Annotated in this window: 15 protein-coding genes and 1 riboswitch; of the genes, 4 read left to right on the top strand and 11 right to left on the bottom strand. The window is 63.5% G+C overall.

The genetic code is table 11. The features are described 5' to 3' along the window. Positions 1–57: 57 nt before the first annotated feature. The 5 genes from FDP25_RS15740 to FDP25_RS15720 form a co-directional block, all read right to left on the bottom strand. On the bottom strand, positions 58–1,464 hold the full coding sequence (locus FDP25_RS15740; protein WP_154154462.1) for an amidase: 1,407 nt from the start codon (positions 1,462–1,464) through the stop codon (positions 58–60). Between the two features lie 131 nt (positions 1,465–1,595). Further along, positions 1,596–2,903, bottom strand: coding sequence for an ABC transporter substrate-binding protein (locus FDP25_RS15735; RefSeq protein ID WP_154154459.1), 1,308 nt, complete (start codon positions 2,901–2,903; stop codon positions 1,596–1,598). A gap of 229 nt (positions 2,904–3,132) precedes the next feature. Then, positions 3,133–4,518, bottom strand: coding sequence for a hypothetical protein (locus FDP25_RS15730; protein WP_154154457.1), 1,386 nt, complete (start codon positions 4,516–4,518; stop codon positions 3,133–3,135). Positions 4,519–4,599: 81 nt separating this feature from the next. Then, positions 4,600–5,892, bottom strand: coding sequence for an ArgE/DapE family deacylase (locus FDP25_RS15725; RefSeq protein WP_154154454.1), 1,293 nt, complete (start codon positions 5,890–5,892; stop codon positions 4,600–4,602). A 282-nt stretch (positions 5,893–6,174) separates the two neighbouring features. After that, a complete protein-coding gene (locus FDP25_RS15720; RefSeq protein ID WP_154154451.1) occupies positions 6,175–6,396 on the bottom strand; it encodes a DUF1127 domain-containing protein in 222 nt (73 codons plus the stop codon). Positions 6,397–6,646: 250 nt separating this feature from the next. Between FDP25_RS15720 and FDP25_RS15715 the strand changes: the two genes are divergently transcribed. After that, positions 6,647–7,726, top strand: a complete 1,080-nt coding sequence (locus FDP25_RS15715) for an Mrp/NBP35 family ATP-binding protein (protein WP_154154448.1) — start codon at positions 6,647–6,649, stop codon at positions 7,724–7,726. 60 nt (positions 7,727–7,786) lie between these two features. Here the strand turns inward: FDP25_RS15715 and FDP25_RS15710 are convergent, their stop codons facing one another. The 3 genes from FDP25_RS15710 to FDP25_RS15700 form a co-directional block, all read right to left on the bottom strand. Then, a complete protein-coding gene (locus FDP25_RS15710; RefSeq protein WP_154154445.1) occupies positions 7,787–8,056 on the bottom strand; it encodes a hypothetical protein in 270 nt (89 codons plus the stop codon). Between the two features lie 95 nt (positions 8,057–8,151). Further along, positions 8,152–8,352, bottom strand: a riboswitch (cobalamin riboswitch). Between the two features lie 53 nt (positions 8,353–8,405). Beyond that, the gene (locus FDP25_RS15705; RefSeq protein ID WP_246175945.1) at positions 8,406–9,311 is read right to left on the bottom strand and encodes a DMT family transporter; all 906 of its coding nucleotides are present in this window, start codon (positions 9,309–9,311) and stop codon (positions 8,406–8,408) included. A gap of 100 nt (positions 9,312–9,411) precedes the next feature. Further along, positions 9,412–10,005 carry a LysE/ArgO family amino acid transporter gene (locus FDP25_RS15700; protein WP_154154442.1) on the bottom strand — a complete coding sequence of 198 codons (594 nt, stop codon included), beginning with the start codon at positions 10,003–10,005 and terminating at the stop codon, positions 9,412–9,414. Positions 10,006–10,094: 89 nt separating this feature from the next. Here FDP25_RS15700 and FDP25_RS15695 point away from each other — a divergent pair, with 89 nt between their 5' ends. Continuing rightward, positions 10,095–10,982 carry a LysR family transcriptional regulator ArgP gene (locus FDP25_RS15695; protein ID WP_154154440.1) on the top strand — a complete coding sequence of 296 codons (888 nt, stop codon included), beginning with the start codon at positions 10,095–10,097 and terminating at the stop codon, positions 10,980–10,982. A gap of 132 nt (positions 10,983–11,114) precedes the next feature. Here FDP25_RS15695 and FDP25_RS15690 read toward each other — a convergent pair whose 3' ends face one another. After that, a complete protein-coding gene (locus tag FDP25_RS15690; protein ID WP_154154437.1) occupies positions 11,115–11,660 on the bottom strand; it encodes a hypothetical protein in 546 nt (181 codons plus the stop codon). 104 nt (positions 11,661–11,764) lie between these two features. Between FDP25_RS15690 and FDP25_RS15685 the strand changes: the two genes are divergently transcribed. Further along, positions 11,765–12,256 carry a DUF2867 domain-containing protein gene (locus FDP25_RS15685; RefSeq protein WP_154154434.1) on the top strand — a complete coding sequence of 164 codons (492 nt, stop codon included), beginning with the start codon at positions 11,765–11,767 and terminating at the stop codon, positions 12,254–12,256. A 517-nt stretch (positions 12,257–12,773) separates the two neighbouring features. Here FDP25_RS15685 and FDP25_RS15680 read toward each other — a convergent pair. Beyond that, positions 12,774–13,523 carry a YebC/PmpR family DNA-binding transcriptional regulator gene (locus FDP25_RS15680; RefSeq protein WP_154154431.1) on the bottom strand — a complete coding sequence of 250 codons (750 nt, stop codon included), beginning with the start codon at positions 13,521–13,523 and terminating at the stop codon, positions 12,774–12,776. Positions 13,524–13,647: 124 nt separating this feature from the next. On the opposite strand from FDP25_RS15680, the gene FDP25_RS15675 reads away from it, so the two are divergent. Next, positions 13,648–15,429 carry an SLC13 family permease gene (locus FDP25_RS15675; protein ID WP_343032103.1) on the top strand — a complete coding sequence of 594 codons (1,782 nt, stop codon included), beginning with the start codon at positions 13,648–13,650 and terminating at the stop codon, positions 15,427–15,429. A gap of 63 nt (positions 15,430–15,492) precedes the next feature. Here FDP25_RS15675 and hemF read toward each other — a convergent pair whose 3' ends face one another. Continuing rightward, on the bottom strand, positions 15,493–16,383 hold the full coding sequence (gene hemF / locus FDP25_RS15670) for an oxygen-dependent coproporphyrinogen oxidase (protein WP_154154426.1): 891 nt from the start codon (positions 16,381–16,383) through the stop codon (positions 15,493–15,495). Positions 16,384–16,642 lie beyond the last annotated feature (259 nt).

Here is a 16,642-nt window from a genome sequence, read left to right as displayed (position 1 = left end):
TCCCGTTACGGGAAAGACTAGCCAAAATGCCGCAGGTCACAAAGATACAATTGCAATTCAGGTTATCGCGGGCCGCTGGCCCGGCCAATCGGTGGCATCGTGATACCCCTGCGCCAACCGCAGCAGCGCCCCGTCACCGCCCCGCGGCCCGATCAGTTGCACCCCCATCGGCAGGCCCTGCGCACCGAACCCCGCAGGCATCGCCACGGCGGGCAACCCGGCAAGGCTGGCGGGCACGACAACCTCCATCCAGCGGTGGTAAGTATCCATCGCCTGCCCCGCCACCTCGTGCGGCCAGTCCCATTCGACCGGGAAGGGCCAGACCTGCGCCGTGGGCAGGGCCAATGCATCATACGCCTCGAACACCCCCGCCGCCACGCGGAACCACTCGGACCGGATTTCACTGGCGCGATGCACCTCCAATGCGCTCAGGGCCCGGCCCTGTTCGATCTCCCAAACCGCCTCGGGCTTGAGCAGGTCGCGCGTCTCCGGCGCCTCCAGAAGCGGGGCGAACTTTGCCGCCACGGCCCAATGGCGCAGGGTTTTCCAGCTCTGCCACATGAGATCGCGATCAAAGGGCGGCGCCAAAGGCTCCACTACGGCGCCTTGCGCCTCCATCACCGCCAATGCCGCCTCGCAGAGCGGCGCGATCCCCTCCTCATAAGGAAAGGCCCCGCCCCAATCGCCCAGCCAAGCGATGCGCGCGCCCTTGGCGCCCCCGCCAACCGAAAGGGCCGGCACGGCGCATCCATAAGGTTGCCGCGCCTCCGGCCCGGCCATGACCTCCAGCAACAGCGCCAGATCCTCGGGCGTGCGCGCCATCGGGCCGTTGGTGGCCATCGGATGCAGGAAACTCTCCCCCTCGGGCGTCGCGGGCACCAGCCCCCATGTGGGCCTGTGCCCATAGACATTGCACCAGCCCGCCGGATTGCGCAGGCTGCCCATCATGTCCGACCCATCGACAATCGAGAGCATCCCCGCGGCCAGCGCCACCGCCGCCCCGCCCGAGGACCCGCCGCAGGATCGCGTGGTGTCATAGGGGTTGCAGGTCGCCCCGTGCACGGGATTGTAAGTATGGCTGCCAAGGCCGAATTCGGGCGTGTTGGTCTTGCCGATGACAATCGCCCCCGCCGCCCGCAACCGCGCCACATGCAGGCTGTCGCGCGCCGCCACCTGCCCGGCAAAGGCCGGAGAGCCATGCGAGGTGGGCAGGCCCTTGGCATCGGCCAGGTCCTTGATGGCAATCGGCAGGCCATGGAGCGGCCCCTCGGGCGCGCGATTGTCCGCCGCCTTCGCCTCGGCCAAAAGCACCCCCTCGTCCCGCAGCGAAACCACGGCATTCAACCCCGGGTTCACCTCTGCAATCCGCAGCAAGGTGGCGCGCATCAGGTCCTCGGCGCTCAACTCTCCCTCGGCGATGGCCCGCGCCTGCGCCCGGGCGCCCCATGTCAAAACATCATCCATGCCATCTTGCCGACCGCCCCAAACCGCCGGCCCTTCTTCTTTTCACAAATATCCCGGGGGAGACGTTGAAACCCATCGGGTTTCAACGTTGGGGGCAGAGCCCCCGCCCCCCGTCCGATAAACGCCCCGGGTCAGAAGGACCGCGTGGTGTAATCCACCGCGTCGGGATACATCGTGTCCTCGATCGACGTGGTATGCACCCGCTTGAGCATCCCTCCCTCGACCTTGCTGATATACTGATGCCCAAAGACCTGGTGGGTCTTGCCGTTGAACCGCTTGGCCCCCTGCGGGTGCGCCTGGCTCAGCGGCATATCCGTCATGGCCTCCACCGCCTCGATCAGCGCGGCACGGTCCTGTGGCCCGCGGTATCCCGCGGCCTCCATGCCCGCCTTGACCACATGCAGGGTTTCCCAACAGCCGAACATGTGGCCATAGGTCGAGACATCCGTCGGATCGCTGATCGACGCCCCCCGGGCATCGACCCCCACGGCCTGCCGGTAGAATGTTTCGTACTCGCTTTCATCGGGCTGGCTGTGACGGCACATACCCTCCCAGAAATGGCTGCCTTCCAGGAATTCCAGACCGGGGCTGTCCATCGCCACGGCCTCGAGGCTGTCGATGAACCCGAACAGCTCCGGACCCTGCCCGCCAAAGAACTCGCCCATCTCCTTCACGAAGGTCAGCACGCCGGGCCCGACCATCACGTGATACACAACGTCGGTGTCGCGCGGGATTTTCGGGAAATAGCGGGTGAACGAGGTTTCCGAGGGCGGAATCGCGATCTTGGCCACCACCTCGCCGCCCTGTGCCTCGATGGCCGGGGCAAGGTTGTCGCGGTGATCGTAGCCAAAGCCATAATCGGGAAAGATCATCGTGACCTTCTTGCCAAGGTTCTCAGTGATGTAAGGGGCCATGGAAATCACTTGGCTGCGGACATCGGTGATCCCCGGCTGCAGGGTATAGCGGTTCAGCATCCCCGACGAGACATGCGTCCCTTCCGAGACCACGAAATAGGGCAGTTTCAACTCGCCGGCGCGGGGCGCCGAGCCGACGACCACATGGGAAAACAGCGTGCCAAAGCCGATGTCACAGTTGTGCTGCGTGGCGAATTTCTCAACCACTTCGGCGCCGCGCTTGGGGTCGGTGCCGTCATCCTCGGCCACGATCTCGACGGGGCGGCCATTGATGCCGCCGCCCTCGTTGATCAGCTTCACCGCTGCCTGCGTGGTCCGGTCATACCACCGGCCATAGGCCGCGCCGATCCCGGTACGGTGCACCTGAAAGCCGATCTTGATGGGCTCGGCGCTTTGTGCCTGCGCATAGCGCGCCCACATCGGCAGGCTCGCGGCCCCCGCAACGCCCCCCGCAAGGGTCTTGAGCGCACCACGGCGCGTGGTGGTAATGGGCGTTTTCGGGGTTTTGGAACTCTGGGTGGTCATCTGACGACTCCGGTAGTGATCTTTAACACGGCGCCTCTCGCCGCTTGGCGGCAAACCTGCGTCACGAGGCCCCGCTTGTCCAGTGCTTAGGGCCCGGCCCCATCGATCCCACGCCCCGGCTTTGCGAATTTCTGTTTCACGTAGCGCCGGTTTGATGGATTTTCTGCCTATCAAGCAGCAATGCCGCAGGGCTTACGGTTCTGTTTTCCTGCCTGGGGGCGAAAATCCGTCATATCCCGCGCGGCGAAGCCAATAGCCACAGCCCGAAAACCGTATAGGCGATCATGAACAGGGCCAAGGGGGCCTGCCCCAGCACCGCGCGCCAATTGTCGCCATGCCCCCGCACCGCCAGCGCATGAGCCAGCAGAATGGCGATCACATGGCCCACCACCACCGCCCCGGCTTGCGCAAGGAAGATCAACCTGACCGTATCGGGGGTATGGAAAAACCCGGTGGTCACGTAAAAGGTGCCAAGATTCAAAAGGTCCGCCCCCGTCCCCATCGGGTCGGTCAGACCCTTGATCACATATTGCCCCTCCACCAGAAAGGCCGTCAGGTAATGCGCCACGTGATAGCCCAGCGCGATCGGCAGGATCGTCGGCGCATATAGGCAAAACACTTCGCCCAGGGGGCGCCGGGTGCCCGCGACCCGTTCGCCCAGCCACAGACAGGCGGAAAAGGCCGCGATCAACGCCGCATTGGCCACCCCCAGCCCGACAAGGTTTTGCGTGATCACCACCGAACGGCCCGGAAACTCCAACGGGTTGATCCCCAGCACACCCAACCACCAGAAGGTCTCGTTCACCCCGTCGAAGCTTCCCGACCCCAGCATCAGAAGGATAAAGACGGCAAGGCCAAGCCCCGGCCTTGACCGCGTCAGGATTTGCCAGCCCCACAGGCCAATCGCCAGACGCCCGCGCATCCGCCCCAACAGCCCCATACGCCCATAGGCCCGCATCAAAATGGTGATCGCCTCGGCCCGCACCATCCAGCGTGGACCGAACAGCGTCACCCCCATCAGCGTCAGGTACCAATATCCCCCCACCACGATTGCAAGCCGCTCCGGGTCCGTCGGGGCCGGATCGGCCATAAGGAACCCCGCGAATCCCAGGAATCCGACAATTCCCGGCCCATAGCCCAAGACACGCGGATACCGGATCGGCGCGCGGCGTCCCGTGGCCCAGCCCAAAAGCGTCACCAACCCCGTCCAAGGGTTGGTCCAGCGCCAGTGATTGCCCAAAAGCCCCTGAAGCGAGACAAGACCGATCCAGAACACCGTCCAGACGAAGAGTGGCAAGGGATTGGTCAGCGGATCATGTGGCCCCACCACACCGCGCCAGACCACGAAGGCCAGCAAAACGGTCGACAGGAGGCTCGTCACATGCCAAAGCGGCACCCCGCGCAGCAACAGCCCCCCAAAGGGCGCAAACAGCCGCGCCGCCACCCATGCCGGCAAAATCGCCAACAAGACCACGGTCAGGGCCACAGTGGTCACGCCCGCGGTGATGTAAACCTCCGTCGGCAACAGCAGGACGAATCCCTGCTCCGAGGCATGAGCCCAAAGCACCCCGGGCAACACCCCGAGGATCACGGCCAGAAGACAGCGCTGGATCATCCTTCCCCCAATCTGCGACCGGGTATAGCTTACCGTCTTCCCCGCAGGGGCAAATGGGATAAATCACCGCGCCCAGATCCTTTAAACCGCCCGCAGCCCGCACCATTCGGCGATGAACAGCGCGATCACCTCGGTGCAACGCTGCACCGAACCCAGATCGACCCGCTCGTCAAAGCCATGGATCGACTCGGCCGTCGGGCCGTAACAGAGCGCCGGGATACCGTGGTAAAGCCCGTAAAACCGGGTGTCGGTCAATGCAGTCCATATCTGGTCCTCCGGCCCCACTTGCCCGGTCGCCGCCTCGTGGGCCACGGCAAGCGCGGCCTCCGGCGCCTCGGCCCCTTCCAGCACGAAACCATCCGCCTGAAACCCATGCCATTCGATCTCGGGCGGGGTGTCGCACAGAAAAGGGTGCCGCGCGGCGGCCTCGGCCACCACGGCCTCGATCCGGGCCTTGCGCGCGGCCACGTCATCGCCGGGCAAGACACCCATGCGGCATTCCACATCGCACCACGCCGGCAGGGACGAGGCCCAATCGCCGCCCTCGATCCACCCCGCATTGAAGGTCAGCGGATGCGCGACGCCCTTGTACCACGGATGCGCTGCGGCCTCGGCATTCCACGCCGCCTCCATCTCCTGCAAGGCGCCCATCAGGTGCATCGCCGCCGTGATCGCACTTGCCCCGGTCCCCGCATAGGCCACATGCGCGGGCCGCCCCCGCACCTTGAGCCGGAACCAGATCGCGCCCACCTGTGCGCGCACAAGGCCAAGGCCCGTGGGTTCGGGGATAAAGGCGCAATCGGCGCGATACCCCCGCGCCAGCGTCGCCAAGGCCCCAAGTCCCGAGGATTCCTCTTCGACCACCGATTGATAATGCAGCCGCCCCTTGGGCACATATCCCGCCCGACGCAGGGCCTCGACGGCAAACAACGCGGCCACTTTGCCCGCCTTCATGTCGCCCGCGCCACGCCCGTACATCCAGCCATCCCGCACATGGGGGGCATAGGGCGGCACCTGCCACATGGCGTCCGGCCCTTCGGGCACCACATCCACATGCCCCTGAAGGATCAGGGACCGCCCCTCGCCAGCCCCCTCCAGCGTCCCGACCACCGAGCGCACCGAGGGCACCTCGCCCGCGCAATCGACGAATCCCGGTTCATCGCTCAAATTCTGGGTTTCGACCGTCCAGTCATCCACCTCCCAGCCCCGCGCGTGCAAGGCCCGGGCCATGAAATCCAAAGCCTCCCCCTCGCAATGCCGCCGACTGCGGATCGCGGTGAACTCCGACAGGAAATCAACCTGCCCGGCAAACCCGTCCTGCACCGCCGCGATAATCGCCGCGCGGGTTTCGGGTGCTATTGTCTCAACGCTCATGGAGCCTCCCATTTCTGCCCGGAACGAAGCCACCGCCCGGCGCGCCCGTCAAGCCATCGGCGAAAAATAAAAAACGGCGGTGCTCAGGGAGGAGGAGAGAGCACCGCCGTTCTTTTCACGTCCGATCCAGGGAGGAGGAGAGGATCAGCCGTTCAACTTGTCCGGACCGGGAGGTGGCCCGGGGGTATTTTGGGCGGCGGCACTCAGGGAGGAGGAGAGAGCGCCGCCGCCAGTCACGAATGTCTCAGGGAGGAGGAGAGAGACATCCGATTCCGTATTTCCTTACCGCACGACGCCGTAGGTCGCCTTCAGGGCTTCGGCCCGCAGGCCCGAGCGATGCAGGCCCAGGTCCGCCAGCGTGCGGTCATCCAGATCGCGCAGGGTGCGCAGGGTCTTGCGGTACAGACGATAATCGTCAATCCGCTGGAAGAACTGGCTGACAGCCGCGCTGATTTCCAAGGCGAGGGCTGCGTTCGAGGCCCGGGTGTCATGTGCAAAGGTCATCGTCTTTACCGGTCTTTTTACTGGTGTCACACCGAAGTGCGTCGCGTTTCGTTTGTTGATCCTAAGATAACGCAATGCTGCACCTGCACAATCCCCGGATCATTCAATGCTGCTATGCAGAAATTGCATAAGCCAAGCTGACCTAACGTTAAGCAATCAGGGGATTTTTTAATCAAACGGCCCGGCCCCCCTTGCTTGTGGCGCGAAACCTGCCACCTATTGCGGCAAGGTGATAAAAGGGGCGGCAGACATGGCAGCGACACGCGATGCAATTCTCGACGAACTAAGGAAGCTGGAGCTTCCCGGCGGTGGCAATCTGGTCTCGCGCGACATGGTGCGCGCCCTCTCCATCGAAGGCGACACGGCCCGATTCGTGATCGAGGCCCCCTCGCCCGCCGAAGCCCAGCAAATGGAGCCATTGCGCGCCGCGGCAGAACGTGCCGCCCTATCTGTCCCGGGGGTCGCGCGGGCCAGTGTCGCGCTCACCGCCCATGACGGCGGCAAGCAGGCCCCCGCAAAAGAGGCGCCCAGCCTCAAGATCGGCGGCCACCCCAAGGGCGGCGACGAGCCCGTGCGCCCCGCCGGTGTGCGCTCGATCCTCGCCGTGGCCTCGGGCAAGGGCGGTGTCGGCAAATCCACCGTGTCCTCGAACCTCGCCGTGGCACTGGCCAAGCAGGGCCGTCGCGTCGGCCTTCTGGATGCCGATATACATGGCCCCAGCCAGCCGCGCATGATGGGGGCCACCGGGCGCCCCGCCAGCCCCGATGGCAAGATCATCGAACCGCTGCACGCCCATGGCGTCACGCTTATGTCCATCGGGCTGATGCTCGACCCCGACAAGGCCGTGGTCTGGCGCGGCCCGATGCTCATGGGGGCGCTGCAACAGATGATGACGCAGGTGAACTGGGGCGAACTGGATGTGCTCATCGTCGACCTGCCCCCCGGCACCGGCGATGTGCAACTGACCCTGTGCCAGAAATCCGCCCCCACCGGCGCGCTCGTGGTCTCCACCCCGCAGGACGTGGCGCTTCTGGATGCGCGCAAGGCGATGGATATGTTCAACACCCTGAAAACCCCTGTCCTGGGCCTGATCGAGAATATGTCCACCTTCCACTGCCCCGAATGCGGCCACGAGGCGCATATCTTCGGCCATGGCGGGGTGCAGGCGGAATCCGAGAAGCTGGGCATCCCCTTCCTCGGCGCCCTGCCCATCGACCTCGACACGCGACTGGCCGGCGATTCAGGCACCCCGATCGCAGCCGGGGACAGCCCCATGGCGCAGGCCTATGCACAACTGGCCGACAGGCTGGTGCAGGGCGGCATGGCCTAGCCGCCGATTTCTTCAAAAGAAATCGGACCGAAATCTTTTAAAGATTTCGGCGCCCGGTCTTCAGTGCAGCACCCGGCCCCGCCGGGCCCTGCCGCGCGCGCCGCGCACCGGCACACAGGCGGCCTGCAAGAACCCCACGAAGGCCCGCGCCGCCGGGCTGCTGGCCTCCTGCGCGGCCTCCGTCGCCAAGGCGTCCCGCGCGGCCTGCGGCGTGGTGGCGCCGGGGGTTCCGAAAACCCACTCGAGAAACCCCGCCCGCGCGGCATTATCGGCCTCGGCCCCGGTGGCGGGCATGGATTCCAATCCATCCAGAATCTGGGTGACGCTCATTTTTACTTCTCTTCCCCGGCCACACCCCGGGCCGGATTGGGGCAAGGGGTTGTAACGGGAAGCGGTCCATGACGCGCGCCCACACCGCCCCCCGCGGCTTGACGTGACACAAGGCTGGTTTCCGGGCTTGGCGGGTCTGGCAAGGGCGCCTTCCCGGACCATGCTCAGCGGTCCAGTGGCGGTATGCCCTTGCCCCCAACCTTACCGTTGCGGGGGCAGCGCCGGTCTCTCACCGGCTTCCCAATTCTCCGCACCCCGAATGACCGAAGTGCAGCACCTTGATGGAAAAACTCTGTCTCAGGCCGCAGCCACGCGCAAGGATTCTTTCACGTCAGATCGCGATTACCGCTCACCCCTTGGTGGCCGGCACCGGCGGCGTCACCGCGCGGCCCTTCAAAACCGCCTCCCGCCAACTGATGAAGCTGACGGCCCCGACGATCACCAGACCGCCCAGCACCACGAAGGGATCGATCCCCTCGCCGAAGACCAGCGCCCCCAGCGCCACCGCCCAGACCAGTTGCAGGAAGGTCACCGGCTGCGTCACCGCCAGCGGGGCCGCCCGGAAGGCCAGCGTCATGGTGAAATGCCCGCCAGTCGCCACACAGGCCACACCGAAAAGAATCAGCATCTCCCACGCCGTCGGCCAGACCCAGTTCATCACCGCCAGCGGCGCCAGCCCGATGGTCACCGTGATCGACAGCATCGCCACCACCAGACCCGGGCCCGCCTCCTGCGACAGCCGCTTGGCCGTCAGATAAGAGGCCCCAAAGAAGATCGCCGTAAAAAGCATCGCCAGATGCCCGGTTCCCACCTCGCGAAACCCCGGTCGCAGGATGATCAGCGCCCCCAAAAGGGCCACGACGATCGCCAGAATACGCCGCGCCGCCAGACGCTCTCCCAGAAACAGCGCCGCCCCCAGCGTGACATAAATCGGCGACAGGTAATTCATCGCCGTCACATCGGCGATGGGAATCCGCGCCATGGCATAAAACCACAGCGCCACCCCCACCGTATGCGCCAGCCCCCGCAACCCGAAAAGCGCCATCACCCGCCCGCCGGGCCGCAGCCGCCGCAACTGCCCCAGTACCGGCAGCAGGAACAACAGCCCCAGCACATACCGCAGAAACGCCGCCTCCGGCGCGGGGATACGCGTGCCCAGCGTTTTGACAAGCGCGGTGACGCCCACGAATTGCAGACCCGTCACCACCATCCAGAAGACACCCCACCCGGGGCGATTGCCTTGATCGGAACTCATGCGCGCATTTAGGAGACCGAAGGGGGAAATGAAAAGGGCCAGGCACGCCGCTGCCATAGGGCCAGACCTGCCCTTTCACGCACAGGGCCTGTGCGCCCCCTCACCCCAAAAGCAGTTTGGCCGCGATCCCCCACATCGTCAGCCCCACGATCACGTCCAGCACCCGCCAGCTTGCCGGCCGCCGAAAAACCGGCGCTAGAAGCCGCGCACCATAGCCCAGCGCGAAGAAAAAGCTGAAGCTCGCGGTGACAGCCCCCACCCCGAACCCCAGCGTGTCGTCATACTGGGCCGAGACCGAGCCCAGCAAAACCACCGTATCCAGATAGACATGCGGATTGAGCCAGGTCAGCGCCAGACAGGTCAAAAGCGCTCGCCGCAGGCCCCCCGCGGCCACCCCGGCCTCCAACACCTCGCCACCCCGCCACGCCGCAATCAGGTTCTGTGCCCCGTACCACAGCAAAAAGGCGACACCGCCGAACAGCATCACCTGCTCGACCCCCGGGATCGCCCGTGCCAAGGCCCCGAACCCCAAAACTCCCGCCGTCACCAGAACCGCGTCCGAGGCCCCGCACAACAGCACCACCGGCAAGACATGCTCTCGCCGCAGCCCCTGCCGCAGGACAAAGGCATTCTGCGCCCCGATCGCAAGGATCAGCGAAAACCCCAGAAGATACCCGTCAACTGCCGCCTGCATGCCCTGCCTCCTCTTTCGTGCCGGGCTTGCTTAGGCGGCGCCACGTGATTACACAAATTAAAAACCTTACGCTCTCATAAGCTTTCCTTATGCACATCGACCCCAAGCACCTCACCGCCCTCGCCGCCATCCTGCGCAACGGCAACTTCGAAGGCGCGGCCCATGATCTGGGCGTGACGCAATCGGCCATTTCGCAACGCCTCAAGGCGCTGGAGGACCGGATCGGCACAAGGCTCGTCACCCGCGGCACCCCCTGTACCGGCACGCCGACCGGCAACCGCCTTGCCGCCCATGCCGATCAACTGGCCCTGCTCGATGCGCAACTGGCGCGTGATCTGGGGCAGGCCACGCCGGGCACCCGCCTGCGCCTCGCCGTCAATGCCGTTAGCCTCGCCACATGGGTTTTGCCCGCGCTGGCACAACTGGGCGATCACGTGTTCGATCTTGTGCTGGACGATCAGGATGTCTCGGCCGATTGGCCCCGCCGGGGCGAGGTCATGGGCGCGATCACCGCCAGCGCCCGGCCTGTCACCGGTTGCGATGTCACGCCCTTGGGCGCACTACGCTATGTCCCTACCGCCAGCCCGGCCTTCATCACACGGTATTTCACGGACGGGATCACGCCACAGGCCATGGCCCGCGCCCCTATGATGCGCTTCAACGAAAAAGACCGCCTGCAACATAACTGGCTCTCGCGGCATATGGCCCCCGGCCTCACGCCGCCCTGTCATGACATCGCCAGCTCCCAAGGCTTCGTCGACGCGGCCCGCCTCGGCCTCGGCTGGGGCCTCAATCCCGAAGCATTGGTCCGCACCGAGATCGCTCAAGGGCACCTCACCGTGCTGATCCCCGGGGCCGAGGTCGATACCCCTCTCTACTGGCAATGCCCCCGCCTTTTCGCCGAAGCCCTCGCCCCCCTCACCCGCGCCCTGCGCGAGACGGCCAAAAGCGCCCTGCATCCGATTGCCGCATTCTGAGGGCCGATATCCCTCCGATGACGGCTTACTTGGGCGGCGGTGTGGAATAACTCAAATCAAGAAACCTGCATGACAAAAACAAGGCGCAGCCCACGACCCGGGCATGACGCAATCGGCCCCTCCCTGATCTATCTACCTAGCGCAATTCTCTTCAATATAGGTTGTGAGGAGGCGAGCCAATTCTGGGTCTGCTGGTTTAGGTGAAATAAAGCCAGCCATCACACCCTCATCTTGCTCATATGCATCACCATTGCAGTGATACATGATTTTCGTTTGGCGCACGCTCGCAGCAGGCCGCCCCAGTACTATTGAGATGAGATTTCGTTTTACTGGCCACAATCCGACATGCATCACGCCATGGACAGGGGATACCTGTACGTTTCCCACTGTTGAAAGGTCAATTTCCCATACAGCTTTTGCCACCGTCGATGCTTGTTCAGATGCGGTATTTGAATCTGAACAATTGTCGAGGAACTCATTCTCCACCTGCAACTTGCATTGGCTTAGTACCGCTGTTGTAGAGCGATTTTCTTTACTTACAGATATTCTGGATTGAATCTCTGTAACGGTGTTTTGGTCTGCGGAGGCAGACTGAGCAGTCACGGCCAACAGCGCAAGTAGGAAGTGAAGCTTTGTCACGTCAGGAAATCTTTCAAAGTAACTCTCTACGATATCCATCGTTATGGCTGCACGCTCTAGCAGTCAACTCGCTAACCGGCTGACCACTAGCCCAAACGCCGCTCTCTCTTTCCCCGGCGCAGGCCCCTCGCTAAACCAAGCACATGATCACTCTGCCCAACACCCATATCCGCGTTCTCGCCCCGGTCCCGGCGCTTGACTACTACGACAGTCAAAGCATCAACCTGCCCCACCCGGTCCGTCCACTAGAGGCTTGGGCTCTCGCCATGGCCGACCCACAGCCGCTCATGCAACTCGCCTTCCGCATCCGCGATGCCATCTCATCGTGTTTCGGCGTCAAGAAAATCGGTGGCTTCAGCGGCAAAACCGTGACCAACGTCGAACCCGGCGACCATCTGGATTTTTTTCTGGTTGAATATATTGACCAGACAGCCCTCGTCCTGACCGAACGTGACCGCCACCTTGACGTGATGACCTGTATTTCATGCGATGGCCCCACGGTCAGCATCACCTCCTCGGTACGCATCCATAACTGGTTCGGGCGGGCCTACATGATCCCGGTGGGTATCGCCCATAAATGGATCGTACACGGCACGCTCAAGCGCCTGGCCTCGAAACTGTCCCCGAAGACCTGAACGATGCGGCCCGCGCCGAAAACAGACGATCACAGCGTGCCCCGGCGGCATTCAACCCGAGGGGCTGCATACGCCTTCGCGCCAAAACCGCAAAGCAATGAATGAAGCCGCGATCGAGGCCGGATACGCTTTGGCCCGAGGGCATCCAACGGAGGATTTGTCCACCATCCAGACAATCACTCAATATCTGCTCAAGATCTGCATTCTCACTTGCACATCTCCTTTCAAAGTTCACCTCGGGGTCACTCTCGCATGAATGTCTTAACAATGGCTTGCCCCGGCGCGCTTTATCCCGGTTCAGCCACAGGTTCAGTACAACCTGTACATTGCCGCCCTGCCCGGCCCGAAATTTTGTACGGAAAACATGTACACTCTGTGCGATCTGCACAGAGGACGGCAGAGGTTCGTACGACTCGTACGATCCACAAAAGCAAACCCCCGATTTTCGTACGAAAACCGGGGGACAAACGTACGAGTCGTACGATTCGGTGAAACTTCGCCCGTCCGGGCGCGAAAATCACTCGGCGGCCAGTTGTTCCATAACGTCGTCGGAGGCCTCGAAATTGGTGGTCACGCGCTGCACGTCATCGTCATCTTCCAGCGCGTCGATCAGCTTCATCAGCTTCTGCATGCCTTCGAGGTCCAGCTCGGTCGTGGTCGTGGGCTTCCACACCAGCTTGGTCGATTCACTCTCGCCCAGTTCGGCCTCCAAACCGTTCGAGACATCGTTCAAATCCGTGTCTTCACACCAGATCGTGTGGCCATCCTCGCTCGATTCCACATCTTCTGCCCCCGCTTCGATGGCGGCCATCATCACCGTGTCGGCATCGCCCACCTCGGCGGGATAGGTCACCTCGCCCTTGCGTTCGAACATGAAGCCCACGCTGCCCGTCTCGCCAAGGTTGCCGCCGTTCTTGGTGAACGTGCTGCGCACGTTGCTGGCCGTGCGGTTGCGGTTGTCGGTCATCGCCTCGACGATCACAGCCACCCCATCGGGACCGTACCCTTCGTAACGAATTTCTTCATAATCTTCCCCGTCGCCCGCGGTGGATTTCTTGATCGCCCGATCGATCACGTCCTTCGGCACCGAATTCGATTTCGCCTCCTTCACCGCCAGGCGCAGGCGCGGGTTTTTCTCGGGGTCCGGGTCACCCATCTTGGCGGCAACGGTTATCTCCTTGGAAAGCTTGGAAAAAAGCTTGGAGCGGGCGGCGTCCTGCCGCCCTTTGCGATGCTGGATATTTGCCCATTTAGAATGGCCGGCCATGGGGTCTCTCCCTCGGGAATTGCGTGAGTTTCGCCTGATATAGGCCACTCCCCCCCACAGCCGCAAGCCGGTTGCATTGCAGATCCTTTTCCGCTTGGCTGAAACCCAAACCGGAGGCGCGCCCGTGACCAGTGACCAGATCATCCTTTTCAGTCTCTTTGGCCTTCTCTTCGCATTGCTGCTTTGGGGGCGCTATCGCTATGATATCGTTGCCTTTTCCACGCTGCTGGCCGGGGTGATCCTTGGCGTGGTTCCCAGCGAAGAGGCCTTTGCGGGTTTCGGGCACCATGCCACGATCATCGTCGCGCTTGTCCTTGTTGTCTCCGCCGGACTGGTCAAGGCGGGGGCGATACAGCTGATTACCCGCCTCGTGGTGGACAGTGGCAGATCGCTGCAAGGTCATATCGCCATACTGGGCGGCGGCGGCGCGATTTTATCGGGTTTTATCAATAACGTAGCGGCCCTTGCCCTGCTCATCCCCGTGGACCTGCGCGCCGCGCGCAAGGCGGGCCGCTCCCCGGGGCTAACCCTCATGCCGCTCAGCTTCGCCACCATACTGGGCGGCATGGTCACCCTGATCGGCACACCGCCCAATATCATCATCGCCTCCATCCGGGCCGAGGAAATGGGCGAGTCCTTCCAGATGTTCGATTTCGCCCCGGTCGGGGCCACCGTGGCACTGGCCGGTATGGCCTTCGTCACTCTCGTCGGTTGGCGCCTCATCCCGCGCCGGGCCACAGAACAGGATCCAACCCACGCTCTGCACGAAACATCAGCCTATCTCGCCGAGCTTTCGGTCCCCGAGGACAACCCCGCCATCGGCGAACCCTTGGGGGCGCTCTACGAAGCCGCCGACGACAACGAGGTGACCATCCTCGGCCTGGTCCGCGACGGCAAGCGTCGCTATGGCAGCGCCCGCAGCACCCGGCTCGAACCCGACGACATTCTTGTCCTCGAAGCCCACCCCGACGCGCTCGACGATTTCCGCGCAAGCCAGGGTCTTGCCTATACCGATTCCGAACGCCTCGACGTGGTCGAGGGCGACGCCGAGGGCCTTGCCCTGATCGAGGCCGTCGTACCCCGCGACGCCCGGATCGCCGAAACGACGGCGCAGGCCATCGGCCTGCACTGGCGCCAGCGGTCGATCATCGTGGGGGTTTCCCGTCAGGGGCGGCGGATCACGGATAACCTGCGCCGCGCGAAGATCAAGGCGGGCGACATCCTTCTGCTGCTGACCCCGGTCGATCACGGCCCGCAGGTGGTGCGCTGGCTGGGATGCCTGCCCTTGGCCGAGAGGGGCCTGTCGATCACCAAGCAGAACATGGCGTGGCTGGCCATCGGCCTGTTTGCCGCCGCTGTCGGGGCGGCCTCCTTCGGCCTGCTCAGCCTGCCGGTCGGTCTGGGCGCCGTGGTGGTGGCCTATGTTCTGGCCGGGATCATCCCCCTGCGCGAACTTTATGACCAGATCGAGTGGCCCGTCGTGGTCCTGCTCGGCTCGCTCATCCCACTGGGTGCGGCCCTCAATGACAGCGGCGGCGCCGACCTTTTGGCCGGTCAAATGGTGGACCTGACCGAGGGCCTGCCCGGCTGGGCGATCATTGCAATCCTCATGGCGGTCACCATGACCCTGTCGGATGTACTCAACAACACCGCCACCAGCCTAGTGGCCGCGCCAGTGGGGATCGAAATGGCCCGCCGCCTCGATGCATCGCCCGACGCCTTCCTGATGGCCGTGGCCGTGGCTGCCTCGGCGGCATTCCTCACGCCGATTGGCCACAAGAATAACACGCTGATCCTTGGCCCCGGGGGGTATCGCTTTGGCGATTACTGGCGGATGGGGCTACCTCTGGAGATTTTGGTGATCGCGGTGTCGACCCCGGCAATTCTCATGTTCTGGCCACTGTAACAACGGCAAATCCCGATTTCTTCAAAAGAAATCGGACCGAAATCTTTTAAAGATTTCGGCGCCTCACACCCACTTCGCCAAGGGCGGCAGGCTCATCAGCACGGCATTGGCGTCATGGCCCGTGGCAAGGCCAAACTTGGTGCCCCGGTCGTAGACAAGGTTATATTCGGCATACAGCCCACGATGGATAAGCTGTGTATCCTTGTCGGCCTCGTCCCAATCCTGCACCCGGCGCTTTTCGATCAAGGGCACAAAGGCAGGCAAGAACGCCCGGCCAATATCCTGCGTCAGGGCGAAATCCGCCTCCCAGTCGCCAGAATTGCGGTCATCCATGAAAATACCGCCCACCCCGCGCGCCCGGTGCCGATGCGGGATATAGAAATACTCGTCTGCCCAATCCTTGAGCCACGGGTAGATATCCGCGCCATGCGGGTCGAGATGCGCCTTTTGCGTGGCGTGGAAATGGGCGGTATCCTCGTCATACTCGATACAGGGGTTCAGGTCCGACCCACCACCGAACCACCACGCCCCCGGCGTCCAAAACATCCGCGTGTTCATATGCACCGCCGGGCAATGCGGGTTCTGCATATGGGCCACAAGGCTGATGCCGCTGGCCCAGAAACTCGGGTCGGTCTCCATCCCCGGCACACCGCGGGCCGCCATGGCCTTCTGCGCGGCCTCGCCCAGGGTGCCGTAGACTTCCGAGACATTGACACCGACCTTCTCGAACACACGCCCGCCGCGCATCACGCTCATCAACCCGCCGCCCGCGTCCGAGCCATCGTCGCTTGTCCGCTTGGTTTCGCTCACCTCGAAACGGCCCGGTGCGGCCTCGCTCAAAGGGCCCTCGGCATGGCTGTCCTCCAGCCCCTCGAAGGCAGCGACGATCTCGTCGCGCAACTGCCGGAACCACGTGGCCGCGCGGCGCTTTTCCTCGGAGAAATCGGATGTCATGGGCAGGGTCCTTCTTGTCTGTGGCTTTGACTAGCAGGCCCCCGAAGGCAAAACCAGACCTAGGGTCCGTGGACAGTCATAAACCGTCACCAGTTTCAGTCCAAAATCGCTCAGTTCCAGGAATTCGAGCGCAGGAACAGCGTGCTATTTCAAGCTCGAATGACGCAGAAATGGGCGATTATGGCGAAACCCCTTCGGGGCGCGGCGGATTTTGCCCACCGCTGCGTTGCTTCGCCCTTGCGATGAACCACATCTCGGC

The organism is Roseovarius bejariae, from assembly GCF_009669325.1.
Taxonomy (GTDB): domain Bacteria; phylum Pseudomonadota; class Alphaproteobacteria; order Rhodobacterales; family Rhodobacteraceae; genus Roseovarius; species Roseovarius bejariae.
This window is presented reverse-complemented; position numbering and strand designations above follow the sequence as displayed.

Coding starts and splice junctions, on each gene's coding strand:
- FDP25_RS15720 (WP_154154451.1), bottom strand. CDS start 6,396: ATGACCTTTGCACATGACACCCGGGCCTCGAACGCAGCCCTCGCCTTG.
- FDP25_RS15740 (WP_154154462.1), bottom strand. CDS start 1,464: ATGGATGATGTTTTGACATGGGGCGCCCGGGCGCAGGCGCGGGCCATC.
- FDP25_RS15680 (WP_154154431.1), bottom strand. CDS start 13,523: ATGGCCGGCCATTCTAAATGGGCAAATATCCAGCATCGCAAAGGGCGG.
- FDP25_RS15715 (WP_154154448.1), top strand. CDS start 6,647: ATGGCAGCGACACGCGATGCAATTCTCGACGAACTAAGGAAGCTGGAG.
- FDP25_RS15695 (WP_154154440.1), top strand. CDS start 10,095: ATGCACATCGACCCCAAGCACCTCACCGCCCTCGCCGCCATCCTGCGC.
- FDP25_RS15725 (WP_154154454.1), bottom strand. CDS start 5,892: ATGAGCGTTGAGACAATAGCACCCGAAACCCGCGCGGCGATTATCGCG.
- FDP25_RS15710 (WP_154154445.1), bottom strand. CDS start 8,056: ATGAGCGTCACCCAGATTCTGGATGGATTGGAATCCATGCCCGCCACC.
- FDP25_RS15685 (WP_154154434.1), top strand. CDS start 11,765: ATGATCACTCTGCCCAACACCCATATCCGCGTTCTCGCCCCGGTCCCG.
- FDP25_RS15730 (WP_154154457.1), bottom strand. CDS start 4,518: ATGATCCAGCGCTGTCTTCTGGCCGTGATCCTCGGGGTGTTGCCCGGG.
- FDP25_RS15690 (WP_154154437.1), bottom strand. CDS start 11,660: ATGGATATCGTAGAGAGTTACTTTGAAAGATTTCCTGACGTGACAAAG.
- hemF (WP_154154426.1), bottom strand. CDS start 16,383: ATGACATCCGATTTCTCCGAGGAAAAGCGCCGCGCGGCCACGTGGTTC.
- FDP25_RS15705 (WP_246175945.1), bottom strand. CDS start 9,311: ATGAGTTCCGATCAAGGCAATCGCCCCGGGTGGGGTGTCTTCTGGATG.
- FDP25_RS15735 (WP_154154459.1), bottom strand. CDS start 2,903: ATGACCACCCAGAGTTCCAAAACCCCGAAAACGCCCATTACCACCACG.
- FDP25_RS15700 (WP_154154442.1), bottom strand. CDS start 10,005: ATGCAGGCGGCAGTTGACGGGTATCTTCTGGGGTTTTCGCTGATCCTT.